Annotated in this window: 24 protein-coding genes and 1 riboswitch; of the genes, 8 read left to right on the top strand and 16 right to left on the bottom strand. The window is 66.1% G+C overall.

Going from position 1 to position 25129, the window contains the following annotated elements:
- Position 1: 1 nt before the first annotated feature.
- Together ACLI1C_RS05240 and cobA are read right to left on the bottom strand one after the other, a co-directional pair.
- The gene (locus ACLI1C_RS05240) at positions 2–1297 is read right to left on the bottom strand and encodes a cobyrinate a,c-diamide synthase (protein WP_411395803.1); all 1296 of its coding nucleotides are present in this window, start codon (positions 1295–1297) and stop codon (positions 2–4) included.
- Positions 1284–2120 carry a uroporphyrinogen-III C-methyltransferase gene (cobA, locus tag ACLI1C_RS05235; protein ID WP_411395802.1) on the bottom strand — a complete coding sequence of 279 codons (837 nt, stop codon included), beginning with the start codon at positions 2118–2120 and terminating at the stop codon, positions 1284–1286. The genes ACLI1C_RS05240 and cobA overlap by 14 nt, the downstream gene beginning before the upstream one ends.
- 68 nt (positions 2121–2188) lie before the next feature.
- Here cobA and ACLI1C_RS05230 point away from each other — a divergent pair, with 68 nt between their 5' ends.
- Positions 2189–2917, top strand: coding sequence for a cobalt-precorrin-6A reductase (locus tag ACLI1C_RS05230; protein WP_411395801.1), 729 nt, complete (start codon positions 2189–2191; stop codon positions 2915–2917).
- Here ACLI1C_RS05230 and ACLI1C_RS05225 read toward each other — a convergent pair.
- Positions 2851–3348: a cobalamin biosynthesis protein gene (locus tag ACLI1C_RS05225; protein ID WP_411395800.1), complete on the bottom strand. Its 498-nt coding sequence runs from the start codon at positions 3346–3348 to the stop codon at positions 2851–2853. The two genes, ACLI1C_RS05230 and ACLI1C_RS05225, sit on opposite strands and share 67 nt — an antisense overlap.
- Positions 3349–3624: 276 nt before the next feature.
- Here ACLI1C_RS05225 and ACLI1C_RS05220 point away from each other — a divergent pair, with 276 nt between their 5' ends.
- Positions 3625–4527 carry a cation diffusion facilitator family transporter gene (locus tag ACLI1C_RS05220; RefSeq protein WP_411395799.1) on the top strand — a complete coding sequence of 301 codons (903 nt, stop codon included), beginning with the start codon at positions 3625–3627 and terminating at the stop codon, positions 4525–4527.
- Positions 4528–4574: 47 nt separating this feature from the next.
- Complete coding sequence (locus tag ACLI1C_RS05215) at positions 4575–5024, top strand: hypothetical protein (RefSeq protein ID WP_411395798.1); 450 nt, start codon at positions 4575–4577, stop codon at positions 5022–5024.
- Here the strand turns inward: ACLI1C_RS05215 and cobO are convergent.
- The 6 genes from cobO to ACLI1C_RS05185 form a co-directional block, all read right to left on the bottom strand.
- A complete protein-coding gene (gene cobO, locus ACLI1C_RS05210) occupies positions 5021–5662 on the bottom strand; it encodes a cob(I)yrinic acid a,c-diamide adenosyltransferase (RefSeq protein WP_411395797.1) in 642 nt (213 codons plus the stop codon). The two genes, ACLI1C_RS05215 and cobO, sit on opposite strands and share 4 nt — an antisense overlap.
- Positions 5659–9489: a cobaltochelatase subunit CobN gene (cobN, locus tag ACLI1C_RS05205; protein WP_411395796.1), complete on the bottom strand. Its 3831-nt coding sequence runs from the start codon at positions 9487–9489 to the stop codon at positions 5659–5661. Before cobN ends, cobO begins: the two co-directional genes overlap by 4 nt.
- Positions 9490–9493: 4 nt before the next feature.
- Complete coding sequence (locus ACLI1C_RS05200; RefSeq protein ID WP_411395795.1) at positions 9494–9712, bottom strand: alkylphosphonate utilization protein; 219 nt, start codon at positions 9710–9712, stop codon at positions 9494–9496.
- 91 nt (positions 9713–9803) lie between these two features.
- Complete coding sequence (gene cobW / locus ACLI1C_RS05195) at positions 9804–10859, bottom strand: cobalamin biosynthesis protein CobW (RefSeq protein ID WP_411395794.1); 1056 nt, start codon at positions 10857–10859, stop codon at positions 9804–9806.
- Positions 10856–11620, bottom strand: coding sequence for a CbtA family protein (locus ACLI1C_RS05190; RefSeq protein ID WP_411395793.1), 765 nt, complete (start codon positions 11618–11620; stop codon positions 10856–10858). The genes cobW and ACLI1C_RS05190 overlap by 4 nt, the downstream gene beginning before the upstream one ends.
- 85 nt (positions 11621–11705) lie before the next feature.
- On the bottom strand, positions 11706–11900 hold the full coding sequence (locus tag ACLI1C_RS05185) for a CbtB domain-containing protein (RefSeq protein WP_411395792.1): 195 nt from the start codon (positions 11898–11900) through the stop codon (positions 11706–11708).
- Between the two features lie 37 nt (positions 11901–11937).
- Positions 11938–12149: riboswitch (cobalamin riboswitch) on the bottom strand.
- Positions 12150–12340: 191 nt separating this feature from the next.
- On the opposite strand from ACLI1C_RS05185, the gene ACLI1C_RS05180 reads away from it, so the two are divergent.
- Complete coding sequence (locus ACLI1C_RS05180; RefSeq protein ID WP_411395791.1) at positions 12341–12595, top strand: DUF2164 domain-containing protein; 255 nt, start codon at positions 12341–12343, stop codon at positions 12593–12595.
- An 89-nt stretch (positions 12596–12684) separates the two neighbouring features.
- Entirely contained in the window at positions 12685–13041 is a 357-nt protein-coding gene (locus tag ACLI1C_RS05175; RefSeq protein WP_291359321.1) for a DMT family protein, read from the top strand.
- Positions 13042–13170: 129 nt separating this feature from the next.
- Here the strand turns inward: ACLI1C_RS05175 and aztD are convergent, their stop codons facing one another.
- The gene (aztD, locus tag ACLI1C_RS05170) at positions 13171–14355 is read right to left on the bottom strand and encodes a zinc metallochaperone AztD (protein ID WP_411395790.1); all 1185 of its coding nucleotides are present in this window, start codon (positions 14353–14355) and stop codon (positions 13171–13173) included.
- 224 nt (positions 14356–14579) lie between these two features.
- Positions 14580–15539 carry a zinc ABC transporter substrate-binding protein gene (locus tag ACLI1C_RS05165; protein ID WP_411395789.1) on the bottom strand — a complete coding sequence of 320 codons (960 nt, stop codon included), beginning with the start codon at positions 15537–15539 and terminating at the stop codon, positions 14580–14582.
- 85 nt (positions 15540–15624) lie between these two features.
- Between ACLI1C_RS05165 and ACLI1C_RS05160 the strand changes: the two genes are divergently transcribed.
- The 3 genes from ACLI1C_RS05160 to ACLI1C_RS05150 are packed head-to-tail and all read left to right on the top strand — an operon-like array spanning position 15625 to position 17648.
- Positions 15625–16437: an ATP-binding cassette domain-containing protein gene (locus ACLI1C_RS05160; RefSeq protein ID WP_411395788.1), complete on the top strand. Its 813-nt coding sequence runs from the start codon at positions 15625–15627 to the stop codon at positions 16435–16437.
- Complete coding sequence (locus tag ACLI1C_RS05155; RefSeq protein WP_411398228.1) at positions 16427–17245, top strand: metal ABC transporter permease; 819 nt, start codon at positions 16427–16429, stop codon at positions 17243–17245. Before ACLI1C_RS05160 ends, ACLI1C_RS05155 begins: the two co-directional genes overlap by 11 nt.
- Positions 17235–17648: a Fur family transcriptional regulator gene (locus tag ACLI1C_RS05150; RefSeq protein WP_411395787.1), complete on the top strand. Its 414-nt coding sequence runs from the start codon at positions 17235–17237 to the stop codon at positions 17646–17648. The genes ACLI1C_RS05155 and ACLI1C_RS05150 overlap by 11 nt, the downstream gene beginning before the upstream one ends.
- A 126-nt stretch (positions 17649–17774) precedes the next feature.
- Here ACLI1C_RS05150 and rsmD read toward each other — a convergent pair whose 3' ends face one another.
- From rsmD to ileS, 5 genes are all read right to left on the bottom strand, one after another.
- On the bottom strand, positions 17775–18332 hold the full coding sequence (rsmD, locus tag ACLI1C_RS05145) for a 16S rRNA (guanine(966)-N(2))-methyltransferase RsmD (RefSeq protein WP_411395786.1): 558 nt from the start codon (positions 18330–18332) through the stop codon (positions 17775–17777).
- A gap of 3 nt (positions 18333–18335) precedes the next feature.
- Positions 18336–20309: a pseudouridine synthase gene (locus ACLI1C_RS05140; RefSeq protein ID WP_411395784.1), complete on the bottom strand. Its 1974-nt coding sequence runs from the start codon at positions 20307–20309 to the stop codon at positions 18336–18338.
- A gap of 103 nt (positions 20310–20412) precedes the next feature.
- Complete coding sequence (locus ACLI1C_RS05135; RefSeq protein WP_411395783.1) at positions 20413–21129, bottom strand: hypothetical protein; 717 nt, start codon at positions 21127–21129, stop codon at positions 20413–20415.
- Positions 21130–21212: 83 nt separating this feature from the next.
- On the bottom strand, positions 21213–21776 hold the full coding sequence (lspA, locus tag ACLI1C_RS05130; protein ID WP_411395782.1) for a signal peptidase II: 564 nt from the start codon (positions 21774–21776) through the stop codon (positions 21213–21215).
- Between the two features lie 174 nt (positions 21777–21950).
- A complete protein-coding gene (gene ileS, locus ACLI1C_RS05125; protein WP_411395781.1) occupies positions 21951–24923 on the bottom strand; it encodes an isoleucine--tRNA ligase in 2973 nt (990 codons plus the stop codon).
- Positions 24924–25129: the final 206 nt, after the last annotated feature.

Raw genomic sequence — 25129 nt, 5'->3', positions numbered from 1 at the left:
CTTATGCCGCATCCACCACATGGGCGTAAGAGCCCATGACGCGGCCGATCACGGCGCCCATGGGCGGCATGGCCTCGCCCCGCGCATCGGTCGCCGCAAAGAGCGGCGGCAGGCGCGACTGCCTGGCCGACGAATAATGAAATTCATGCCCCTGCAACCGCCCCGGCCACGGCAGGTCTCCCGACTGCACCAGCCGCCGATAACCCAGGATCCGCTTGGGCCGATCGATGCGGGTGGTGACGGGCAAGAGGCCCGCCATGGCATGGGTCTCCCCCGCCTTGTCCACCAGCGCCTCGCCCAGCACCATGAAGCCCCCGCATTCGCCATAGATCAGCGCGTGCCGGTCCCTCGCGGCGATGAGCCCCGCCCTGAAGTGGTTGGCAGCGGCGAGTGTGCCGCCATGGAGCTCGGGATATCCCCCTGGCAGGAAGACGGCGTCGCAGTCGTCCGGCGTGGCCTCGTTGGCCAGCGGGGAGAAGAAACTCAGTTCCGCGCCCATGGCCCGCCAGCCATCGAGCAGGTGCGGATAGAGAAAGGCGAAGGCATCGTCGCGGGCAATGGCGATACGCTGACCCAGCGGCCGCAAGGGCGCCGGCGCCGTATCGCCTTCGGCAATGGGTGCAGCCAGCCCGCGCAGCCGCTCGAGGTCGACATAGTCGCCAACGGCCTCGGCTGCGGTATCTACAAAGGCTGCAAACGCCGCGAGCTCGTCGGGCATGACGAGGCCGAGATGACGTTCGGGCAGCACGAGATCTGCATTGCGCGGAATGGCCCCGAGGCATGGAATGCCGGTGGCGGTCAGCGCATCGACCAGCATGCGCTCATGCTTCATGGACGCGACGCGATTGAGGATCACCCCGGCCACGCGCACACCCGGGCGCCAATTGGCGAATCCTGCCACCAACGGCGCCACCGACTGGCTCTGCCTCTCGGCATCGACGACCAGCACCACCGGCAGCTCCAGCAGTTCAGCCAGGTCGGCGGTGGAGCCAAAGCCATCCGCGGCACCGTCGAACAGGCCCATGACGCCCTCGACCAGCAACAGGTCTGCGCCCACGGCCTGCATGGATGCGAGGGATTTGAGCCGAGCGGGCGACATCGACCACGGATCAAGATTGACCGCTTCGCGCAGCGCGGCGCGGCCGAGAAAGGCCGGGTCGATATAGTCCGGCCCGGTCTTGGCGGGTGCCACGACAACGCCGCGCCGGCGCAAGGCGGCCAGCAGGCCGAGCGTGATCACGGTCTTGCCCGAACCGGACCGCGGCGCAGCTATCACAATGCCCTTAGCCAAAGACATGCCTCCGGGCTTCCCCGACATACCAGTCGAGCGTCTCGCGATAGGCGCTGACCGGGCCGAGCACGACAATGGCCGGCGTGGGCACGTCGACAAGCCCCGGCACCTCGGCGAGGGTGGTTTCAATCACCGATTGCTGCGGGGTCGAAGCATGCGAGACGATGGCGACACGGTCGGCCCCGTCGCGGCCGGCCGCAAGGAGCTTTTGCGAGATCGAGTTTAGATGCTTGATCGCCATGAACATGACGATGACCGGCGCCGCCTTGGCCACTGCCGGCCAGTCGACCCCGCCAGGCACCGCGCCGGTCTCGTCATGCCCGGTGAGGAAGATCACGGCCTGGTTGGTGTCGCGGTGCGTCACCGGTACGCCGGCATAGGCAAGACCGCCGAGGCCCGCCGAAATGCCCGGCACGATGCGGAACGGCACGCCGGCCCGGGCCAGCGCGCCGGCTTCCTCGCCGCCACGGCCGAACATGAAAGGATCCCCGCCCTTGAGGCGAAGGACCCGCTTGCCGGCCTTGGCCAGCTCGATCAGCTGCAGGGAAATGTCGGCCTGCTTGGGCGATGGCCGGCCGCCGCGCTTCCCGGCAAACAGCCTCTGGGTACGCCTGGGCGCCATGGCCAGCAGATCGGGCGAGACCAGTGCGTCATGGACGATCACGTCGGCCTGGCTGAGGGCATGATAGGCCAGCAGCGTGACCAGCCCCGGCCCGCCGGGCCCGGCGCCGACCAGCCAGACCGTGCCCGGCTCCATTATCGGAAAATCCGCATGGTCGAGCGCGGCGAAGTGGCCCGGGCGGAATGGACGTCTGATCCAGTCGAACATCAGCGTGACCACCCTTGAGACAGCGGCCGGGAATGGGCACATTGGGCGCGAGGAGACCTGCAAGCCCGATGAAGATTCTGATCCTTGGCGGCACCGCCGAAGCCCGCCAGCTGGCCAACAGGCTGGTGGGCATGGGCCACGATGTCATCACGTCGCTGGCCGGGCGCACGCAGGATCCCATCCTGCCCGCTGGCGGGCTGCGCATGGGCAAGTTTGGTGGCATTCCCGGGCTGGCGGCCTATCTGAGCGTGGCCAATATCGGCCGCCTGGTGGATGCGACGCATCCCTATGCGGGGCAGATTTCCATCAATGCCGTCGCTGCGGCGCAGGCGGCCGGCGTCGCGCTGGTGCGCTACATGCGTCCGGCATGGGAGCAGCAGATCGGGGATGACTGGCTGACGGTCGAGACCGCCGCAGAAGCCGCTGCCGCCCTGCCGCCCAATGCGGACGTTCTGCTGACCACCGGCCATACCGGGCTCGAGCATTTCCTCGGACGCAATGACTGCCAGTTTGTGGTGCGGACCATTGAGGCGCCGGCCATGGAGCTGCCACGCCACGCCCGCCTGCTGCAGACGCGGCCGCCCTATACGCTGATCGATGAAATGGCGCTGATGGAGCGCGAGGGCATCACTCATCTGGTGACCAAGAATTCAGGGGGCGGACAGACGGCCGCCAAACTGGAGGCGGCCCGGAAACTGGGGGTCAAGGTCTTCATGATCGCACGCCCCGCCTATGGTCCGGCGCATGAGGTCGACAGCGTTGAAGCGGCGATCGAGGCCCTGGGGCTCGACGCCTGAGCCTGCATATCCAAACGACCGTCGCAGAGTGCCAGCGCGCAGGTGGCATGCGATGACCTGCGCTTGGCGAGCAGCAGGGGACCGACCGCGGCCGCGGCGGCCTCGGCAATCGAGGGCTGGCCGATGGCCGCCAGGACGCGGGGCGACGGCGTGGGCATATCGGCACGCAGTTCTGCATCATCCAGCAGGCGGACCGGGATGTCGAAATGCTGCGCAGCAGCCAGAAGCCCGGGATGGTTCGCCTTCCGGCTGTGGCTGACGAGGCCAATGAGCGAAGCGGGCGCTGCGCCGAGCTCGACAAGGCATTGCTCCACCAGAGCAACGATCTCCGCGACATCCGCCGCACTGCTGCAGCCGATGCCGGCAACCAGCCGGGCGCCAATGGGTAGCGTTGTTCCGGGCAGTGGCCCGGCCTGAACCGTCGTCATCATCGCCTCTCAAGACCAAGAGGCAGGTTCGCTCAAGACCGTTGCAGCTCCGGGGTTGGTCCCCGAATTGGGTCGACCGCACCGGATTCTGTTTCAGTTCCTTCACGGGAACTCTGCGCAGGTCTGGTTCTAGGCGGGGAGAAGCATGTGGTCAATCAATGGCTTGCGCCACCCATCGACCAGATCGGAATGCTTCTGAAAATGATTTGCAAATTCAAGGACTTGCCCTCTTCGCCCGGGAGGACTATGGCCGTGTAACCACTTCCGATGGGGCACCGGGTGAGCATCACCACCAACAACCGAACGCTGGCCATAGCCGCGGCGAGTCTGCTCGTCGGGGTCATTGTGCTCGGCCTCAAGTTCCTGGCCTGGTACATTACCGGCTCGATCGCGCTCTATTCGGACGCGCTGGAATCGATCGTCAATGTCGTGACCGCCGTGGTCGCCCTGATCGCGGTGCGGCTGGCGCAGCGGCCGGCCGATGCCGCCCTGCCCTATGGTTATCACAAGGCCGAGTATTTCTCGGCCGTCATCGTCGGCGTGATGATCATCGTCGCCGCCATCCTGATCGTGCGCGAGGCCGTGCTGGGCTTCCTGGCCCCGAGCCTGCCCGAAGCGCCGATGCAGGGGCTTGTCGTCAGCAGCGTGGCCACCGTCATCAACGTGATCTGGGCCGTCGTGCTGATCCGGCATGGTCGCTCGGTGCAGTCCCCGGCGCTGGAAGCCGATGGCCGGCATCTGATGACCGACGTGGTCTCGACGGTCGGCGTGCTGGCCGGGCTGGCCCTGGTCTATGCAACCGGCTGGGCGGTGCTCGACCCCATTCTGGCGGCCCTGGTGGCGCTCAACATCCTGTGGTCGGGCTGGGGCGTAATTCGCCACAGCGTGGGCGGACTGATGGATGTCGCCGTGCCGCCCGATACGCAAAAGACCATTCGCGACGTGATCGCCACCAATGCCGACGGCGCCATCGAGGCGCATGACATCCGCGCGCGGCAGGCAGGGAAGATGACCTTCATCGATTTCCACCTGGTCGTGCCGGGCGCGATGAGTGTCGAGGACGCACACACGATCTGCGACCAGATCGAGGCCAAGCTGCGCGAAGCGGTGAGGAATGTGCAGATCACCATCCATGTCGAGCCCGAGCAGAAGGCCAAGCATTCCGGCATTGTGGTGCTGTAGCGCCCCTTGTCACCGCATGGCGCCGCCGCTAGCCTTGATGCATGCACATGCTCAAGGCCGCCCTGCTGATGACCCTGCTCGCTGCGCCTGTCGCGGCGCAGGAGTGGCAGCGCTTCGAAGACAGCAATGCGGGCTATTCCATCGAGGTGCCGGCGGATTTCGTGCCGAGCGGTGACGGGCTGGGCTTCGTTCGACCGGGCAAGGTGCAGAAGATCATGGTCTGGAGCGGGTCTGCCTCCGGGTCCTTCGAAGCGGCGGTGAGCAGCGAGAACGCGGCGCTTGAGTCTGACGCCTGGGCCATATCGGGGCAGACCGTCACGCCGCGCTGGGCCGAGGTGTCCGGCATCAAGGGCATCCAGACCTTCACCCAGCGCATGATTGTCCTCTGCGACGGCGCCGGCTACGCCGCCTTCCGCGCCGAATACTCCGTGGCGGATAGGGTCGAGATGGAGCCGGTCATTGCCGGCCTGACGCGCTCGCTGCAGGCCAGCTGCTAGAATTCGATACCCTTCTGTGCCTTCACGCCCGCCCGGAAATGGTGCTTGATCTCGGTCATTTCGGTGACCAGGTCGGCGATCTCGATCAGCTCATCCTTGGCGTTGCGGCCGGTGACGATGACATGGGTATCGACCGGCTTGTTGCGCAGGAACTCGACCACTTCCTCGATCGGAAGATAATCGTAGCGCAGCACGATGTTGAGTTCGTCGAGCAGGACCAGCTTGTAGGCCGGGTCGGAGATCAGCGCCTTGGCCTGGTCCCAGGCCTTGCGCGCGGCGGCGAGGTCGCGCTGGCGGTCCGCGACGTCCCAGGTAAAGCCCTCGCCCATGGCGTTGATCGTGACCAGGTCGGGAAATTTCAGAAGCACGTCGCGCTCGCCCGTCTCCCAGACGCCCTTGACGAACTGCACGACGCCCACCTTGAAACCGTGCCCCAGCGCGCGAAACACCATGCCGAAAGCGGCGGTCGACTTGCCCTTGCCCTTGCCGGTATGGACGATGAGCAGGCCCTTTTCCTGAGTCTTGGTGGCGAGGATCTTGTTCCGCGCCTCGCGCTTCTTCTTCATCTTTTCCGCATGATAGGCGTCGCGCTCCGCCTCGGTCATCAGGTCGGTCTTCTTGACGGGCTTGTCGGTCATTTGGAGTCCTCCAGATAGGCAAAGGCGGAGTTGGAGCGTGGCGTCCACAGCCCGCGCTGGCGGGCGTCGTTGAATTTGGCGATCAGCTCGTCATAGCCATGGTGATTGGCGGTGCGGATGAAGTCGCGGATGGCCTCGTCCTCGACGAAAGCCTCGAAAGCCAGGTCGAAATGGTGCGTCTTGACCGCGCCGGTGGTGGCGGCGAAGGCGAACATGAAATCGACCGTGGCGATGATCTCGAAGGCGCCGCGATAGCCATGGCGCTGCATGCCCGCCAGCCATTTGGGATTGACGACGCGGGAGCGCATGACGTGGGAGATCTCCTCCTCCAGCGTGCGGATCAGCGGGCGTTCCGGGCGGGAATGGTCGTTGTGATAGGCGGCGGGCTGGATGCCGGTCAGGGTCTCGGCGGCGGCGGAGAGGCCGCCTTCGAACTGGTAGTAGTTGTCTGAGTCGAGCAGGTCGTGTTCGCGATTGTCCTGGTTGTGGACGACCGCGTCGATGTCGCTGAGACGCGCGGCGAAGCGATCGCGCTCGGGCGTGCCGGCGGCCTGCGCGCCATAGGCATACTGGCCCCAGTCGAGCGCCTGGCGGCCGAGATCGGCCTTGCTGGTCCAGGAACCGGAATCGATCAGCGCGTTGAGGCCGGCGCCGTAAGTGCCTGGCCTAGAACCAAAAATCCGGTGTCCTGCCGACAGCGCCGCATCGCGTTCGGACTGCCCCTCGGCCATCAGGCCCAGCGCATCGGTGCGCATGCGGGCGGCGATGGGGTTGTCGTCCGTGGGTTCGTCGAGCGCGCCGATGGCGCGGATGGCGCGGTCGAACAGGGCGATCTGGGCCGGGAAGGCATCGCGGAAGAAGCCGGAAATGCGGAGCGTCACGTCGACACGCGGGCGGCCGAGCCTGGGCAGCGGGATGATCTCGTAACCCGAAACGCGGAGTGAGCCCGGATCCCAAGTTGGGCGCGCGCCGATCAGCGCCAGGGCCTGGGCGATATCGTCGCCGCCGGTGCGCATATTGGCGGTGCCCCAGACCGACAGGGCGACCGAGCGGAGGTGGTGGCCATGGTCCTGCAAGTGGCGGAGAACCAGGCTTTCGGCGGATTTCCGGCCGAGTTCCCAGGCGGTGGGCGTGGGGACGGCGCGGCTGTCGACGGAGTAGAAATTGCGGCCTGTCGGGAGCACATCGAGCCGGCCGCGCGAGGGGGCGCCGGAGGGGCCGGGGCGAATGACTTTTCCGTCGAGGCCGTCGAGCAGAGCCTGCATTTCGGCGGGGCCGGAGGCGGCCAGGCGGGGGCGGATGAGGGTTTGGACTGTGTCGAGGACGGCTGATGTGGCTGTCCAGGCGGGGTCGGGCATGAGGGTGCGGTCGACGAGAGCGGCAGCGATGGCCTCGAGGTGTTCGACCACGTCGCCAAGGGTGCGCGCCACAATTTCGCCCGCGGTATGAACGGTGAATGAACGCGACAATGACGGGCCGGACCACGGCTCAACGAGCTTGGCCGTCAGCGGATCAAAACCAAGCTTGAGATCGTCGGCAAGGGCACGAATGAGCGAGGCCTCGCCCGCGCTCTCGCCGCGCGGCACGCGGGCCAGTGCGACGATGAGATCACGCTGGAGATCGCCCTGCGGCGACTGGCCGAAGACATGCAGGCCGTCGCGGATCTGGGCTTCCTTGAGATCGCAGAGGAAGTTGTCGATCTTGATCAGCGCTTCCGTCTCGTCCTCGGGCAGGCCGATATCGCGGTCAAGCCGGGCGTCGCGGGTGAAGTCGAGAATGCGCTGGCGCAGATTGGCCAGCCGCCGCCGATCCATGCCGGAGGCGGCGTAATATTCGTCGAGCAGGGCCTCGAGGTCTTTGAGCGGACCATAGGTCTCGGCCCGGGTCAGGGGCGGCACGAGATGGTCGATGATCACCGCGCCGGTGCGTCGCTTGGCCTGGGTGCCCTCGCCGGGGTCATTGACGATGAAGGGGTAGAGATGCGGCAACTGCCCCCAGAGCGCGTCGGGATAACTGGCCTCGTCAAGCGCGGTGGCCTTGCCGGGCAGCCATTCCAGCGTGCCATGCTTGCCATTGTGAATCAGGGCATGCGCCGCGAATTCGTGGCGCAGCCAGAGATAGGCGGCGAGATAGGCGTGCGGCGGGACGAGGGCCGGGTCGTGATAGCTCGCCGTCTCGTCGAGCTGGTAGCCACGGGCGGGCTGCAGCAGGATGGCGACATTGCCAAAAATCAGCGCGGGCAGATGGAAGGCGTCGTCGCGGATGAAGGGATCGGACGCCGGATCGCCCCAGCGGGCGGTGACAGCCTCGCGGATGGGTGCCGGGAGGGCGGCGAAGAGGTCGGCGTAGCGGGCGAGGCCGAGTGTGGCCGGGGTGTTGCCCCGCTGCGGATTGGCGTTGGTGGGGCCGGACTGGAGGAGGGCGATGAGGTTGGCGCTACTATCCGGCAAGGCCCCCTCACCCGTCGGCTGCGCCGCCGACCTCTCCCCCGGAGGGAGAGGTGAAGAAAGAGCGTACTCCGCCTTTTCCAGTTCTTTCAGCATTCGTACCGTGGATTCGGGCGCGTCGTAGCCGACGCCGTTGGCCAGCCTGCCGTCGCGGATGGGGTAGTTGGCGAGGACGAGGGCGATGCGGCGGTCGGCGCGAGGTGTGGCGCGGAGGCGGGACCAGTTGCTGGCCAGGGACACGGCGCGGGTGATGCCCGAGGCATCGGGGGCGTAGCTGGTGAGCGGGACCTGGCAGCGCTCGTGCCAGACCGCGTCGGCCTTGTGGCCGACGATGAGGCCGCCAAGGCGCCCGTCGACTTCGGGCATGACGAGGAACATCGCCATGTCCTTGGAGGAGAGACCCTGACTGTCGGCCCGCCACTGCGCCTCGGAGCGGCCGGACTGGATGAGCTGGATCACCGGGGCGTCGCTGGTGGAAAAGGGATTGGCCTTGTCGTCGAGCCCGTCAATGCCCAGCGCGAAGCCGGTCAGGTTGAAGATGGCGCTGGGTTTGACCGCCGCCAGCACCTGCTGCACGAAGCGGATGCAAGGCGCTTCCTTGAGCGATGAGACCAGGATGGGCACCGGGGCCATGCCCTGGCTTTCCAGTTCGACAACCAGCGCCTCCAGCGTCGCCGTGCCGGCGCCCTCGAGGGCAGCGCGGTAGAACAGGATCGGCACATGCGCCGGCTTGGGCGCACCGGGCGGGAGGCACAAAGCAGCGCGGATACTGTCGAGATCGGTCACGCCATGGCCGGGATACCAGAGGCCGAAGCGGGCGAAGGGGGTGGGGGCCAGGTCGGCAAGAAAGCCCCCCTCACCCGGCGGCTGCGCCGCCGACCTCTCCCCCTGGGGGAGAGGTGAAGCGAGCAGGTTGAATGCCTTGAGGATCGTATCGGCATTGTCCGGGCCGCCGGCGATGAAGAGGCTGTGCAGGCGGCTCCAGTCATCGGGGTGAATGGTGGAGCGGGACTGCAGGATGGGGTCGGGATTGGCGTCGCCTGGCAGCAGCGCGAGCGGGATCCTGCGGTTGGCGCAGAGCGCAGTCAGCTCGTCCACGCCATACTGGAAATAGGCGGCCCCGCCGATGAGGCGGAGCACGACGAGGCGGGCATGGGCCACCGTCTGTTCCAGCCAGAGATCGACCGAAAGATTGTTGGACAGCCGCAGCGTATTGGCGAGGCGGAGTTCGCCCTCCCCTGCCCGATCGGCGGCGCCGGCCAGCATGGCCAGTTCGCTATCGGCCGAGCTGGCAAAGACCAGCGCACCGGGGCGCTGGTTGAGGTCGATGGCCTCGCCTTCCTGCTGGATGGCGCCGGCCTGGGCGGAAAGGAGGTGCACGGCGCTAGGCCTTCTTGAGGAACTCGGTGCGCAGAACGAGGCCCTTTACCTTTTCGGCATTGCACTCGATTTCGGCAGTGTCGTCGGTGAGGCGAATGTTCTTGATCAGCGTGCCGCGCTTGAGGGTGACCGAGGTGCCCTTGACCTTGAGGTCCTTGATCAGCGTGACGGCGTCACCATCACTGAGCTGGGTGCCGTTGGAGTCCTTGGTGATCTCGGTCATTTCTTATCCTTGGTTGGCACCCACCTTGTCGCGGGCGCCCCCACCTAACCTCCCCCTGAAGGGGGAGGGACAGATCGGGGCCGGGCTGGTTTCAGGCGGCGACGGCCAGGGCGCGCTGCAGGCTGGCGGTGATCGCCGCGTGGTCGAGCGGGCTTTCGCCGATGACGACCAGTGCCGTCTCGCGCATTTCGCCGTCCTTCCAGGGACGATCGAAATAGGCGGTGACGCGGGGGCCGACGGCCTGGATGGCGAGACGCGCGGCAGCCCCGGGCACGGCAGCAAAGCCCTTGAGGCGCAGTATGTCGTGGTCGCGGATGGTCTGCTCGATGACCGTCAGCAGCTCGTCCTTGCTGCCAATGGATGGCAGGCGCAGCGAGAAGCTGTCGAAATCATCATGCTCATGTGTCTCGCCGCCATGCTCCAGCTCGTGGTGGCTGGGGCGATTGGCGATATCGTCTTCCGAACTCATGCCCAGGCCGAGCAAAGCGGCGATGTCGACATGGCCGTTGCGGGCGCGGATGACGCCGACGCCGGGGCGCAGTTCCGCGCGGATATTGGCCTCGACCTTGTCGAGCGTGGCCGCATCGAGCAGATCGGCCTTGTTGATGATGACCAGGTCGGCCACCGAGAGCTGGTCCTCGAACAGTTCGCCCAGCGGGGTCTCGTGATCGAGCATCTCGTCCTGGCGGCGCTGGGCGTCGACGGCGGCTTCGTCAGATGCAAAGCGCCCCTCGGCCAGCGCGGCGGCGTCGGCGACGGTGACGATGCCGTCAATGGTCACCTGCGCCTTGATCTCGGGCCAGTTGAAGGCGCGGATCAGCGGCTGCGGCAGGGCGAGCCCCGAGGTTTCGATGACGATGTGATCGAACTTGTCCGGACGGGCCAGCAAAGCCTGCATGGTGGGGATGAACTCGTCGGCCACGGTGCAGCAGATGCAGCCATTGGAGAGTTCGACCATGTCCTCTTCGCGGCAGGTTTCGTCGCCGCAACCGGCCAGGATATCCTTGTCGACGCCGAGATCGCCGAACTCGTTGATGATCAGCGCAATGCGCTTGCCCTTGGGGGCATGCGCGAGGAGATGGCGCACCAGGGTGGTCTTGCCGGCGCCAAGGAAGCCGGTGATGACGGTGGTGGGGATCTTGCTCATGCGTGGGCTCCTGCGGGGACGGCGGCGCTGCGGGCGGCGAAGACATCGTTGAGCTTGCCGAAGACGGTGCCCAGCACCAGCCAGAACACCAGCGCGGTGCCGAGGGTGATGGCGGCGAATTCAGTAGCCAGATGGGCCGGGACAGCACTCGGCTCATCGGGGGCCATCGGGGCGCCGATAATGTGCGGCGCGACGACCAGGGCGATGGCGACGGCAAAGGCCCAGCTGGCACGGGTCTTGGCCAGCAGCAGGCAGGCCGCGCCGGTCGCGAGAGCCGTGCCGGCCCACCAGACCTGGCGCGGGAACACATCGGCGGCCGGCATGCCGGGCAATTCGGGCGCCAGGCCATAGGCCGGGGCCAGCGAGAAGGTGACGAAGCCGGCCATGCCCCAGAGGAAGCCATTGGCAAAGGTGATCGGGATACCGGCAAACATGGAGACGGCGCCGATGACGAGGGCAAAGCCGGCAGCGGCAAGCACTGTGGCGAGTGTCGTATAGGCAGTGCGCTCGAACCCGTCTTGCGGGGCCCATTCGGGCTCGGCGGCGGCCGTGGTGACCACGTCGTGGCTATGCTCAGGCGTGCCTGGGGGATGTTCATGCGCGGCGACGGCGGCTGCCTCGCCATGGCTATGGCCACCCTCGCCCTCGAAGCTCTCGGCATGCTGGATGATCGGAGTGACGCGGAAATGCTGGAGCGCGGCATTGACCAGGCCAGCACAAAGGGCTGCGAGAAGCGCAGCGGCAAACAGATTGCGGATCATTTTGATTTTCTCTCGTTTTCATTGTCGCGCTTCCGAACCGCAAAACCGGTTCCCAGTCTTGCTGGAAGCGCTTCAGATGCCTGCCCTAGTGGCAGGGGAAGCCCATGGCGTGGCGGGTATCGTGGGCGCCGCTATGCAGGCGATAATCGCCGGCAAAGCCAGTGCCGACCAGAAGGGTCAGCCCGAGCATGAGCGCCAGCGAACCGGCAATGATACGCTGGGAAATCGAGAGCGACTGGAGATCAGTCGAAGTGGTCGTCGTATTGGTCGTGGTATTCATTGCAGCACCCTCCGTGCGCGGAATAATATGGGCGTGGTCGCCCGGCCTGTGCGTTGGCAGGTCTCCTGGCTCGCGGTGGAGATGGCACGCTCGCCTTCCCGGCTTTCGCCAGTGGCATAGTGAGAGTGCGCACCGCTTACAGTTGCGGGGGCAGCCACGGTTTTGCGCCCTGATGGGTACGTCGCACCGTGTTCCCTTTTGATTCCTCCGGCACAACGGCCTTTGGAAACCAACACGGGAACTGGTTTGCCACCAAATGGGCGCAAGTGCAACGGCGGTGTCCCGTTGCTCGGAAAACAGCGCCGCGGTCAAGCCCGCGCCGGGCGCTTGAGGGGCAATAGGGCGCCGCCTGGCGGGGGCGACTCACAGTAGACCTCGCTCTGATCAAGCCTCGTCCTGCGACACGCTGGGTATGAGGTCCAAGTTCCAAGGTGAGAGAGATGAAACCCATCAAGTTCAGCCGCGAGGAAACAAAGGCCATCGTGGGCGAAATCCAGGACTATTTCCGCGAGGAGCTGGACCAGCAGATCGGCGCCATACCGGCGGAAATGCTGATGATGTTCTTCGTCGACAAGATGGGCGCCTATTTCTACAACCGCGGCCTCTATGACGCCCAGGGCCTGATCCGCGAGCGCATGGACAGCCTCACCGACGAGATTTTCGGGCTCGAGCAGCCGACCAAGCATTTGCGCTAGGCGGGCCCTGCACAAATCGCGCTTTCACGGCGTGGCCAATACGGCTAGATAGCGCCGCCGGGGCTGACCGGTTCGTTCAGGAGGAAGCCTTGGGCTTCAACTTTGCCACGCTGGCGCCGATCGGGCTGCTGGTCGCATCCAATCTGTTCATGACCTTTGCCTGGTATGGGCATCTCAAATTCCCCGCCACGGCCCTCTGGGTCGTGGTGCTGATCAGCTGGGGCATCGCCTTTTTCGAATATTGGCTGGCCGTGCCGGCCAACCGGATCGGCTATGGCGTCTATTCGGGCGCCGAGCTCAAGACCATCCAGGAAGTGATCTCGCTCTCGGTCTTCGTGCTGTTCGCAGTGTTCTATCTCGGCGAAAAGTTCACCTGGAACCACGGTATCGGCTTCGCCATGATCGCCCTGGGGGCCTTCTTCATCTTCAAGGGGCCGCTGAAGTAGGGCCTGGTCGGCTATCCCCACCCAGCCTCCCCCTGAAGGGGGAGGAGCCGCATCAAGTGTGTGGCGAAATCTCGGACCGTCACTGGGCGGATCCCTCCCCCTGGCAGGGGGAGGCGAGGTGGGGGCTTTCTAGTGAACGGCCCCTGAACCGCCGACAGCAACGATATTGTAGGGCGCGCCGGCGACGGGGATGGCGCCGGCTTCGGTGAAGCTGGCAATGTCGATCAGGTGCACTTGGCCCTGGTTGGGGTCGGTTACGGCCACCACGTCGCCGGCCACGGCGATGCGCGGGCGCGGCAGGCTCCAGTCGCCATCCATGGAATAGGGCTCGGTCACTGCCAGAGACTGCACGATCTCCCCGGAGAGCACGTCGAGCTGGTTGAGCTTGCCGTCCTCGGTGAAGATATAGGCGAATTTCGGCCGGATCGGATCGACCGCGAAGTGAACGCGGCGGGTCGGCAGGTCGACGAGGCGATAGGGTTCGGCCTCGGCGGGATCGATCAGCACGACCTTGTCGGCCCCGTAATTGCCCAGGAAATACTGCATGCCGACACCACCGAGGAAGGTGGTGGCCTTGCCGTCGGGCAGGCCATCATAGGAAAGCTTGGTGACCTGCGGTTCGCTCGACCCGGAGACGATCAGCAGGCCATCGCCGCAGCCGACGATCACCAGATTGCCCGAGGTGGCCTCGCCATGCAGGTCCGGGCAGACATGGGTCTCGCCCAGGACCTCGCCATCGGCATCGAGCACATTGAGGCCGAGGCGCGGCTTCTTCTCGTCATCGGCATTGGCCACCGAGGTCAGCGTGTAGTCGCCCCAGGGGATGGCTACGCCGTGATGGGCGGTGCCGCTATCGAGCTGCCTGGCGTCGATCGTGCCATCGTTGGTCCATTGCTCGGCGCTGAACAGGTTGATCAGGCCCGAGCCATCAAAAAACATTGCGGCCTTGCCGCCATGCTCGACGAAGTGGGCGGGCTTTTCGCCGGTCATCACGGCCTCGACCAGTTCAGGGTCGCTGATCTCGATATCGCCATGGTCGCCGTGATCGTCGAGGGCAATGCCGCTGCGGATGACGGACACCTGGTTGCCGGCGCCCTGCACGGCAAAGACGGCCCCATCGGTGGTGTAGAGCGCGGCCGGGCTGGCCAGCGGGAAGCTGGCGAGCGTGTCGCCGCTGGCCAGGTCGATGGCCGTGACTTCGGCCTTGGCGTGGTCGGCGACGAAGAGGCGCCAGGCCGAGACGTGATCATCGGCGATGGTGGGCAGGGTGAGCGCCGTGGCGGCGAGCAGCGGCAGGAGGAAGCGAGCGTGCATGATGTCTCCGATATGTTAGCACGTTACGTTTGAGGTGAAATTTCGGGCGTGATGGTGGGCGCCCTCCCCGTTGTGGGGAGGGACAGACGGGGCTCTCAGCCCGTACTAGGCCCCCACCCACCCTCCCCCTGAAGGGGGAGGGGCAGGTCGTGTTTTGGGGCAATATAGGTGATGATCACCGGGCGGATTCCTCCCCCTTCAGGGGGAGGTCAGGTGGGGGTGTTCTAGCCCAGGCAGTCCACAAGGCTGGTTGCCAGTCCGCGCAGCAGATCCGGGTAGAGATCGACGCCTTCGGTCAGGGCGCCGCCCTCGGGGTCGAGCACGCCGGCTTTGGCCGGGGTGCCTTCGGTGATGGCGGAGATGATGGTGGGTTCGAAATTGGGTTCGGCGAAGACGCAGGTCACACCCAGTTCGGCCAGCTTGGCCTTGAGCTCGTCGATGCGCGCGGCGCCGGGCATGGTGTCGGGCGTGACGGTGACCGAACCGGCCAGATTGAGCCCGAAGCGGGCTTCGAAATACTGATAGGCGTCGTGGAAGACGATGAAGGGCTTGTCGGCGACCGGGGCCAGCATGGCGGCCAGCTCGGCCTCGAGGGCGTCGAGCCTGACCAGTTCGGCCTCGGCATTGGCCTGGTAGGCGGTGGCGTTTTCCGGGTCGGCTTCCGCCAGCGTCGTGGCGATCTGGGTGACCATCAGCTTGGCGTTTTGCGGATCGAGCCAGAAATGCATGTCGCCTTCGCCATGCTCGTCATGGTCGTGCCCATCGTGCTCATCCGCCTCGTGGGTATGCTCGTCTTCGTGCCCTGCCTCGTCATGGGCATGGGCTTCGAAGGCGCCGCCTTCGCGGACGGGCAGCAGGGTAATGCCGGGGGCATCGGCCAGCTCGACCACGGTGGCGCCGGTGGCCAGGGTTTCGAGTGCGTCGCCGAGGAACAGCTCCATGCCATGGCCGGTCCAGAACACGATATCGGCCGCTTCCAGCGCACCGGCATCGGAGGGGCGAAGCGCATAGGTGTGGGGTGAGGCCGAGCCCTTGACGATGAGGGTGGGTTCGCCGACGCCCGCCATCACGGCCGAGACCAGCGAATGGACGGGCTTGATGGAGGCCACGACGCTAGGGGCGGCGATGGCGGTGGTGCTGAGGAAAGCCGTGGCCAGCAGGCTGAGCGGGGCGAGCAGTTTCATCGGCGGGGCCTCTTGATATGTTATGTTATTACGCTTGCGGCGGTGTTATGCTATAACGTATTGAGAGGCGTCAAGAGGTTTTCGAATGGATGCACCTGCACACAAGGAAACGCTGATCACGCTCAGCAATGCCGGCGTAACGCGTGGCGGACGGACGCTGGTCCGCGGCGTGGACATGACCATTTCGCGCGGCGAGATCGTGACGCTGATCGGCCCGAATGGCTCGGGCAAATCCACCACGGCCAAGCTGGCAACCGGCGTGCTGAAGCCGAGCACGGGCAGCGTGACGCGCCAGCCCGGCTTGCGCATCGGCTATGTGCCGCAGAAGCTGACCATCGACTGGACGCTGCCGCTGACGGTGGAGCGGCTGATGACGCTGACCGGGCGCTACCCCGCGACCGCCATCGACGAGGCGCTCGAGGCGGTGGGCGCGCTGCGCCTGCGCAAGGCGGCGGTGCAGGAGCTGTCCGGCGGCGAATTCCAGCGCGTGCTGTTCGCCCGGGCGATGATCAGGAAGCCCGACCTACTGGTGCTGGACGAGCCGGTGCAGGGTGTCGATTTTTCCGGCGAAGTCGCACTCTACGAACTGGTGCGGCAGATCCGCGACACGACGCGGAGTGGCATATTGATGATCAGCCACGACCTGCATGTGGTGATGGCCGAGACCGATACGGTGATCTGCCTCAATGGCCATGTCTGCTGCCGCGGCACGCCGTCGGCGGTGAAGCGGAGCCCGGAATATCTCCGGCTGTTCGGCGAACGCGCGGCGCATACGCTGGCGATCTACGAACATCACCACGACCACGAGCATCATGACGACGGCTGCGTGGTGCCCGAGGGGCATGCGCATGAGCATCATCACGACCATGAGCATGCGGGGCACGACCATGTTCGGTGACTATTTCTCCCGCGCGCTGATCGCCGGCATCGGCCTGGCGCTTGTTGCCGGCCCGCTGGGGTGTTTCGTAGTCTGGCGGCGCATGGCCTATTTCGGCGATACCATGGCGCATTCGGCGCTGCTGGGCGTGGCGCTGTCCATCATCCTCTCGATCAACATGACGTTGGGCGTGTTCGCTGTCGCGGCCCTGGTGGCCGGGGCGCTGATCGTGCTGCAGCGGCAGGCCACGCTGTCGACCGATGCGCTGCTGGGCATATTGAGCCATTCGACGCTGGCGGTCGGGCTGGTGCTGGTGGGGTTCCTCACCACGGTCCGCATCGACCTGATGGGCTTCCTGTTCGGCGATATCCTGGCCGTATCGGTGGAAGACATCGCCATCATCTATGGCGGCGGCGCGGCGATCCTCGCCATCCTGATCCTCGCATGGCGACCGCTGCTGGCCTCGACCGTGAGCCCGGAACTGGCGGAAGCCGAAGGCCTGCGGCCAGAGGCCAGCCGGCTGGTGCTGATGATCCTGATGGCATCGGTCATCGCCATTGCCATGAAGCTGGTGGGCGTGCTGCTCATCACCTCGCTGCTGATCATCCCGGCCGCCACGGCACGACGGCTGAGCGCCACGCCGGAAATGATGGCGGCGGTGGCGGCCATACTGGGCGCCATTGCCGTCGTGGGGGGCCTCTTCGGCTCACGAACGTGGGATACCGCGTCCGGCCCCTCGATTGTGGTGATGGCTTTGATCATATTCCTCGTGTCGCTGACGGTTCCCGTCACGCGGCTGTTTGGCCGGAGAGAAACCCATGGCGCATAGTCACGATGTTCCAAGCGACCTGACGCGCAACCAGGGGCTGGTGCTGGGGGCGCTCAACCATTCCGAAGGGCCGCTGAGCGCCTATGACATCCTCGACAAGCTGCGTGGCGACGGACTGCGGGCGCCGCTGCAGGTCTATCGGGCGCTGGACAAGCTGGTGGAGCGGGGCCTGGCCCATCGGCTGGAATCGCTCAATGCCTTCGTCGCCTGCGCCGACGAGCACTGCCACCGCAAGGGGCTGATCGCCTTCGCCATCTGCGAGGGCTGCGGCAAGGTCGATGAATTCGCCGATGCGGTGATCGAGGACAGGCTTGGCGACTGGGCCAGCGCCAAGGGCTTCAAGGTCGAGCGGACGACGATGGAAATCCGCGGCAAATGTGCGGTGTGTGTAGAGGCGGCTTGAGTGCGGGACGAGTACCCCCACCCACCCTCCCCCTGACAGGGGGAGGAGCTGCATCGCGATATTAGCAGCATCTCAGGACATCCGCCGGCCGGATTCCTCCCCCTTCAGGGGGAGGTTAGGTGGGGGTTATTCCCCAAAGCTCAGAAAATGTACTGCGGCTGACCCGTATTCCCGCCGGTCGTCCAGCGTGAACCCGGGCGGTATCTCCACCGCCGCATCAACGCTTTCCTCGAAGACCAGCGTGGCGCCGGGGGCCAGCCAGCCGCCCGCGGCGAGGCCGGCCAGCGCCTGTTCGCCCAGGCCCTGGCCATAGGGCGGATCGAGGAACACCAGGTTGAACTGTCCGAAAGTGCCGGGCGTGCCGAGATCGGTAGCGTCGCGGCGCAGCAGCTTGGTGATGCCCCCGGCCCCGAAGGCCTCAATGTGATCGCGGATCAGGCCGCGCGATTCCGCACCCATATCTACAAAGGTCACGTGGCTGGCGCCGCGTGACAGGGCTTCGAGCCCCAAGGCGCCGGTGCCGGCAAAAAGGTCAAGCACGCGGATGCCCTCGAAGACCGGACCGAGCCGGCTGGCGAGGATGTTGAACATCGATTCGCGCACGCGGTCGGCCGTCGGGCGGATCGAATCGTCCGACGGCGAGATCAGCTGCTTGCCGCGAAATTTACCGGCAACGATGCGCATGGCTTAGGCCTTGGGTCGACGCGGACCGGCTGGACGGCCGGCGCCACCCGAAGGACGACCGGCGCCACCGCTCGGGCGACCGCCGGCAGACGGACGACCCGCGCCGCCGCCTGGACGACCGCCTGGCTTGCCACCGAAGCCGCCGGGCTTGCCGCCGCCGGGACGCGGACCGCGTGCCGGTGCAGCGCCGTCGCGCTTGGGCATGGGCTTGCCATCGGCACGCATGCGCGGCTTGCCATAGGTCTTGGCCTCGGAGCCGAACTCATCGCGGCCGGGGCGGGTCGGACGATCGCTGCGCGCGGGACGGTCGCCGGCGGGACGGAAGCTCTTGCCTTCCGGGCGGTAGGTCTGCGGCTTTTCCACGAAATTGCGGCCGGGGCGCTTGGCCTCGGCCTTGAAGGCCGCGCCGTCGCCGCGCTCGCTGTCGGGACGGACACGCGGCGTATAGGCGGGGCGCTCGGCGCCAGCGTCGCCGCGGCGCGGACCGCGCGGCGTGCCGGCAAATTCACGACCCTGAGGGGGACGACCACCTTCGGGACGGGGGCTGCGCGGCCGATCGCCGAACGGCTTGCCGCCAGCCGGACGACCACCGAAATCGCGCGCGGGACGCTCGCTGCGCTCGGCGGACGGACGGGCGCCGGCGGGACGATCGCCATAGGGGCGCTTGGGGCGATCGCCGTCTTCGCGGCGCGGGCCGCGTGGCTTGTCGCCGAAGCTCTTCTTCTCGAAGGGCTTCTTGTCGCCGAAGGACTTCTTGTCACCAAAGGACTTCTTGTCCCCGAACGACTTCTTCTCGCCGAAGGCGGGCTTGCCGCCGGTGGGGCGCGGCGCCGCCTTGCCGTAGGTCTTGGCGGACTGGTCGTCGCGGTCGGGACGCTTGACGATGCGGGTATTGCGCTTGGCCACGAATTCCTCCGGCGCACGGCCGTCTTCGTCAAAATGGATGTGCCGCGGCGGCGGCGCATATTCATCGTCCTGCGCGTCATCGCGCCGGCTGGCGGGCTTGCGGCTGTCGAAACGGCCGGGGCGATCCTGGCGCGGGCGTTCCGCGCGCATTTCTTCCTCGGTCTTTTCGGCGCCGTCGGTGAAGCGGAAGCGCTGGCGGTCGATCTCCACCGTATTGGTGCCGCGGCCGGTCAGGCGGTCCCGCGTCGGCTTGCCGATCAGCGCGGCCTGCTCGGGCATTTCGCTGTCGAAATCAACATCGGCCGCGTCGGCGAGCTTCTTGCCGAGCTGGTCGCGCAGCATCTTGGCCTTGACCGTCTCGACGCCGCCCACCGGAATATCGCCGAGCTGGAACGGGCCATAGCTGACGCGGATCAGCCGGTTGACCTCAAGCCCGAGGGCGCCGAGCACGTTCTTGACCTCGCGGTTCTTGCCTTCGCGCAAGGCCAGCACGAGCCAGACATTGGAGCCCTGCTCGCGCTCCAGCGTGGCTTCGATCGAGCCGTATTTGATGCCATCGATCTCGATGCCATCCTTGAGCTTGTCGAGCGCCGCCTGGGTCACCGTGCCATGGGCGCGCACGCGATAGCGGCGCAGCCAGCCGGTGGCGGGCAGTTCGAGCACACGCTTGAGGCCGCCATCATTGGTCAGCAGCAAGAGGCCCTCGGTATTGATATCGAGGCGCCCGACGGTGACGACGCGCGGCAGGCCATGGGTTTCGAGATGCTCGAAAATGGTGTCGCGACCCTCGGGGTCCTTCTCGGTGACCACAAGGCCGGCGGGCTTGTGATAGAGCCAGACGCGCGTGCCCTGGCGGGCGGCGAGCGGGACGCCATCGACCATGATCTTGTCGCGGTCGGTGACGTTGAAGGCGGGGGTCAGCACCTTCTTGCCGTTGACCACGACGCGGCCCTCGGTGATCCACACTTCGGCGTCGCGGCGGGAGCAGAGCCCGGAGCGGGCAATGACCTTGGCGAGACGATCGCCGGTATCGGGTTTGGCGGGGGCGGGGGCGGGGGCGGAGTCGCTCATAGCGGCGTACTTTCTGTCATGCGGGACCCATCTGGGCGGCGCGGGAAAAGGCGAAGCGGCCGGATCAACCGGCCGCCCGCAAAACATCAAACCGACGATATCGTCAGTTCAGGGTGGTCTCTTTTTCGGTCAGGCCGACACCGGGATTGCTGCTCATCGACGATGCCGCGCTCGGCGCCGTGCGGCGGGACGCGGCGATGGCCTTGCGCACCGATTCCGGGCAACGCGCATCATTGAGGGCAACGATCTCGCCGCCCGGGGTGGAGCAGACCAGTTCGGCGTCGCCGACGCGGGTGAAATATTCATCGGGCGGCAGGTAGAGCGGGCGCTGGCCGTTGACAGTGGTGACATCGGCATTGGCGCGCTGCATGCGGGCAACCAGGGTGCGGGTTTCCTGCTCGGTCAGCGGGCGGCCGGCGGTGGAGCGCAGGTCGACGACCTTGGCGTTGCGCAGACGCTGGATATCGGCCTGGGTCAGGTTGGTGGTGTCGATCCGCACCGTATCGCTATCGGCCGGCAGCTGGGCGGCTGCCGTCTGCTGCACGGGCGCCGGCAGGGCCTGGCCGGCCGCCGGCAGCACCAGGGGCGCGCGGGCGGAGGTCAGGTCTTCCTTGGGCGCTTCGCCGGGAATGAGGCCGACGCCACGCGCCGTGCTGGACATGACCTCACGCTCGAACGTGCCCACATCGGTCAGGGCATTGGTGCCTTCAACGGTGGTGCAGGCGCCGAGCGCCAGAGCCAGCACGAGACCCAGTGAAGCCAGGCCGGTGCGGGTGAGCGCCTTGTGAGCAGCCTGCTGCCCGGTCAATCCAATACGCATGAAACGTCCTTCGAGATGTCGGCGGCGCTTATAGCGCATTCTGCCGCCTAAGGCCAGATTCTGGCAGCAACGTGTTCGGCGGCTCAATTGGCCGGCTTGCGCAGCCGGGCAAGACCGATGAGATCGGCGATCAACAGGATGACGCCGACGGTGATGGCGACGTCGGCGATGTTGAAGATGTAGAAAGACCAGGTGCCCCAGTGCAGGTGGAAAAAGTCCGCCACCGCGCCATAGATCAGCCGGTCGACCGCATTGGACAGCGCCCCGCCGATGCAGAGCGCCAGGCCAATGCGCACCAGCGGAGAATCGGCGCGCAGCCACCACACCGAGAGCGCGACGATGGCGACCAGCATCACCACGCCCAGCGCCCAGGCCGGCAGGCTATCGAACAGGCCGTAGGAAATGCCGGTATTCCACACCAGCACGTAGTCGAAGAAGTCGGTAACACGCAGGATTTCCCCGCCGCGCCAGCCGGTCATGGCGAAGGGAATATAGCTGGTGAAGACCTCGACGCAGGTCGCCGAACCGATGGCGATGCAGTCTGCCGAAACCTGGAAGGCCTTGTGCGCACGATCGAGCCCGAAGGCGAGAATGGCCAGGGTCAGGGAGAGGTAGACGGTGGGGTGGAACAGAGATCTAGGGTTCACGACAATGCCCTTTCACCCAGATTGTCAGTCGACACCCTCCCCCTTGCGGGGAGGGTCAGGGAGGGGGGCGTCTGGCCCGAATATCCGGGCTCCGGCACCCCCTCCCACCCTCCCCCGTCAAGGGGGAGGTGCCGCGCAGTGGATGGGGCGGGATAGGAGAACCGACCAGCCAAGCTAGAGACCCGCCGCGGCGCGTTCGCGCAGGGCCTGGGCGTCGCGCGGGGAGACGTCGGGATAGTCGGGATCGGAGCCGACATCAGGGAGGATCTTCCACGAGCGGGCACAGCGCGTGCCCTGGGCCAGCGCCGGCACTACGGCCACGCCGGGCACGTCGTCGAGGCGGAAGGCTTCGGGCGGCGCCTCGGCATTGCCGATCTCGATTGCCGAGGTGATGGCGATTTCGGCAAGGTCTTCGCCGGCCAAAGCCGTCAGCAGGTCCTCATCGGTGATGAACACCTTGGGCGCGGCTTCGAGCGAGGAGCCGATGCGCTTGTCGCGGCGCTCGATCTCGAGGGCACCGGTGACGACGCGACGCACCGCGCGGATCTTCTGCCACTTGGCGGCGAGCCCGTCATTGCGCCATTCGCCCGGCACTTCGGGGAAGAGGCGCAGGTGAACCGACGAGCCCGCACCCGGATGCCGCTCAAGCCAGCATTCTTCCATGGTGAAGACCAGGATCGGCGCCAGCCAGGCCGTGAGGCAATCGAACAGGTGATTGAGCACCGTGAGCGACGCCTTGCGCGTGGTCGAGGAGATCGGATCGCAATAAAGCGCGTCGCGACGGATGTCGAAATAGAAGGCCGACAGCTCGGTATTCATGAAATTGGACAGGGACGTCACGATCCTGCGGTAGTCATATTCCTTGTAGGCGCCGCGCACCTGCTCATCGAGCTGGGCCAGGCGATGCAGCATGAGCTGTTCGAGCTCGGGCATGTCGCGGAAATCGACAGCGTCGCCGGGCTGGTAGTGGGCAAGGTTGCCCAGCAGCCAGCGCAGGGTGTTGCGCAGCTTACGGTAGCTGTCGACCGTGGTCTGGATGATTTCCTTGCCCAGGCGCAGGTCTTCCGAATAGTCGGAGGAGGCGACCCAGAGGCGCAGGATATCGGCACCATACTGCTTGATGATGTCCTGCGGGGCGACGGTATTGCCCAGCGACTTGCTCATCTTGCGGCCTTCGCCATCCATGGTGAAGCCATGCGTCAGCACGCTTTCATAGGGGGCGTGGCCATTGGTGGCGCAGCTTTCCAGCAGGCTCGAATGGAACCAGCCGCGATGCTGGTCGGAGCCTTCGAGATACATCGAGGCCGGGAACTTGAGATGCGGCCACTTCTGCTTGTTGCGCAGCACCCAGGAATGGGTGGTGCCGCTGTCGAACCAGACGTCGAGCACGTCGGTGACCATCTCGAAATCATCGGGATTGCGCGCTTCGCCGAGATAGCGGGCAGCGGCGCCGGGCTTGTACCAGGCGTCGGCACCCTCTTCCTCAAAGCTCTGGGCGATGCGGTGATTGATGGCATCGTCCTTGAGGATGTCGCCCGTGGCCTTTTCGACGAAGACCGTGATCGGCACGCCCCAGGCGCGCTGGCGGCTGAGCACCCAGTCGGGGCGGTCGGCGATCATGGCGCGCAGGCGGTTCTGGCCAGCGGCGGGGTAGAATTTGGTGGCGTCGATGGCCTTGAGTGCGCGATGGCGCAGCGTGTCGCCGGCCGCACCCTCGATGTCGCGGTCCATATAGACGAACCACTGCGGCGTATTGCGGAAGATCACCGGCTTCTTGGAGCGCCAGGAATGGGGGTACTGGTGCTTGACGCGACCGCGCGCGACCATGGCGTTGCGCTCGGCCAAAGCCGCGATGACGCGGTTATTGGCGTCGCCCTTCTTGCCGTTGTCGTCGATGACGCGCGCGCCTTCGAGGCCCGGGGCTTCGGACGTGTAGAAGCCGTCGTCGCCGACGACATAGGGGATGGCGGTGTCGATGCCCTTTTCGCCCAGCAGGCGCGACGAGTTCATCCAGATCTCGAAGTCGTCGAGACCATGGCCGGGGGCGGTATGGACGAAGCCGGTGCCGGCATCATCGGTGACATGTTCGCCGTCGAGCAGCGGGACTTCGAAAGTGTAGCCGTCACCGAGGCCGCGGAGCGGATGGTGGCAGGTGAGGCCAGCCAGCACGGCCGGCGGCACGTCCTGCAGACGGACAAATTCCTCGACCTTTGCCTTGGCGAAGGTTTCGGCAGCCAGCTTGTCGGCCAGCACATATTTCTCGCCGGTCGAGGCCCAATTGCCGTCGGGCGCCTTGGTGACCTCGTAGAGGCCATAGGCGACCTTGGACGAGAAGCTGATGGCGCGGTTGGCGGGGATGGTCCAGGGCGTGGTGGTCCAGATGACAACCGAGGCACCGGTCAGGTGCTCGCGGCGCGCGATATTGTCCTCGACGCCCGATCCGGCAGTCGCCGCGATATGCGCGGTCTGGAACTTCACCCAGATCGTGTCGCTCTCATAGTCGGCATATTCGATCTCGGCCTCGGCGAGCGCCGTGCGCTCGACCACCGACCACATGACGGGCTTGGAACCGCGATAGAGCTGGCCGGTGCTGGCCACCTTCATCAGCTCGCGGGCGATCTGGGCTTCGGCGTCGAAGCTCATGGTGAGGTAGGGATTGTCCCACTCGCCCAGGATGCCGAGGCGCTTGAACTCGTCGCGCTGCACATCGACCCACTGCTCGGCAAAGGTGCGGCATTCCTGGCGGAATTCGACGACCGGAACCTCGTTCTTGTCCTTGCCCTTGGCGCGGTACTGTTCCTCGATCTTCCACTCGATGGGCAGCCCGTGGCAGTCCCAGCCCGGCACATAGGCCGAGTTGTAGCCGAGCATCTGCATGGAGCGGGAGACGAGGTCCTTCAGCGTCTTGTTGAGCGCGTGACCGATATGGATATTGCCATTGGCATAGGGAGGGCCATCATGGATGGTGAAGAGCGGCCGATCCTTTGCCTGCTCGCGCTGCAGCGCATAGATGTCCATCTCTTCCCAACGCTTGAGCCAGTCGGGCTCGCGCTGGGGCAGCCCTGCGCGCATGGGGAATTCGGTTTCCGGCAGGAACAGCGTCGACGAATAATCGGTTTCGGCGGCGCCCGTGGCGGTATCGGTCATGGGAAACGGCAATCGGTTGGGGAGATTTTGCCGCCTTTTAGCAAGGCAGGACGGCCGGGGCAAAGGATGATTTGGGCAAGCGCTCCGTCGCAAAGCAAGATGCCGCAGTCGACCGTCCTCCCCCGCCTGCGGGGGAGGGGGACCGCCGAGAGGCGGTGGAGGGGGGAGCCGCTTGCGCAATGGCGTAGCTGACCGCCCGCCGTTCT

The organism is Devosia sp. XGJD_8 (genome assembly GCF_046614475.1).
Lineage (GTDB): Bacteria > Pseudomonadota > Alphaproteobacteria > Rhizobiales > Devosiaceae > Devosia.
This window is presented reverse-complemented; position numbering and strand designations above follow the sequence as displayed.

What these genes read in the sequence shown, in the direction of transcription:
- ACLI1C_RS05200 (WP_411395795.1), bottom strand. Translation starts at nt 9,712, where the DNA reads ATGACCGAGATCACCAAGGACTCCAACGGCACCCAGCTCAGTGATGGT.
- ACLI1C_RS05190 (WP_411395793.1), bottom strand. Translation starts at nt 11,620, where the DNA reads ATGATCCGCAATCTGTTTGCCGCTGCGCTTCTCGCAGCCCTTTGTGCT.
- aztD (WP_411395790.1), bottom strand. Translation starts at nt 14,355, where the DNA reads ATGCACGCTCGCTTCCTCCTGCCGCTGCTCGCCGCCACGGCGCTCACC.
- ACLI1C_RS05150 (WP_411395787.1), top strand. Translation starts at nt 17,235, where the DNA reads ATGGCGCATAGTCACGATGTTCCAAGCGACCTGACGCGCAACCAGGGG.
- ACLI1C_RS05180 (WP_411395791.1), top strand. Translation starts at nt 12,341, where the DNA reads ATGAAACCCATCAAGTTCAGCCGCGAGGAAACAAAGGCCATCGTGGGC.
- cobW (WP_411395794.1), bottom strand. Translation starts at nt 10,859, where the DNA reads ATGAGCAAGATCCCCACCACCGTCATCACCGGCTTCCTTGGCGCCGGC.
- ACLI1C_RS05135 (WP_411395783.1), bottom strand. Translation starts at nt 21,129, where the DNA reads ATGCGTATTGGATTGACCGGGCAGCAGGCTGCTCACAAGGCGCTCACC.
- ACLI1C_RS05165 (WP_411395789.1), bottom strand. Translation starts at nt 15,539, where the DNA reads ATGAAACTGCTCGCCCCGCTCAGCCTGCTGGCCACGGCTTTCCTCAGC.
- ileS (WP_411395781.1), bottom strand. Translation starts at nt 24,923, where the DNA reads ATGACCGATACCGCCACGGGCGCCGCCGAAACCGATTATTCGTCGACG.
- ACLI1C_RS05160 (WP_411395788.1), top strand. Translation starts at nt 15,625, where the DNA reads ATGGATGCACCTGCACACAAGGAAACGCTGATCACGCTCAGCAATGCC.
- cobO (WP_411395797.1), bottom strand. Translation starts at nt 5,662, where the DNA reads ATGACCGACAAGCCCGTCAAGAAGACCGACCTGATGACCGAGGCGGAG.
- ACLI1C_RS05225 (WP_411395800.1), bottom strand. Translation starts at nt 3,348, where the DNA reads ATGATGACGACGGTTCAGGCCGGGCCACTGCCCGGAACAACGCTACCC.
- ACLI1C_RS05140 (WP_411395784.1), bottom strand. Translation starts at nt 20,309, where the DNA reads ATGAGCGACTCCGCCCCCGCCCCCGCCCCCGCCAAACCCGATACCGGC.
- rsmD (WP_411395786.1), bottom strand. Translation starts at nt 18,332, where the DNA reads ATGCGCATCGTTGCCGGTAAATTTCGCGGCAAGCAGCTGATCTCGCCG.
- ACLI1C_RS05230 (WP_411395801.1), top strand. Translation starts at nt 2,189, where the DNA reads ATGAAGATTCTGATCCTTGGCGGCACCGCCGAAGCCCGCCAGCTGGCC.
- ACLI1C_RS05185 (WP_411395792.1), bottom strand. Translation starts at nt 11,900, where the DNA reads ATGAATACCACGACCAATACGACGACCACTTCGACTGATCTCCAGTCG.
- ACLI1C_RS05155 (WP_411398228.1), top strand. Translation starts at nt 16,427, where the DNA reads ATGTTCGGTGACTATTTCTCCCGCGCGCTGATCGCCGGCATCGGCCTG.
- cobA (WP_411395802.1), bottom strand. Translation starts at nt 2,120, where the DNA reads ATGTTCGACTGGATCAGACGTCCATTCCGCCCGGGCCACTTCGCCGCG.
- ACLI1C_RS05215 (WP_411395798.1), top strand. Translation starts at nt 4,575, where the DNA reads ATGCTCAAGGCCGCCCTGCTGATGACCCTGCTCGCTGCGCCTGTCGCG.
- ACLI1C_RS05240 (WP_411395803.1), bottom strand. Translation starts at nt 1,297, where the DNA reads ATGTCTTTGGCTAAGGGCATTGTGATAGCTGCGCCGCGGTCCGGTTCG.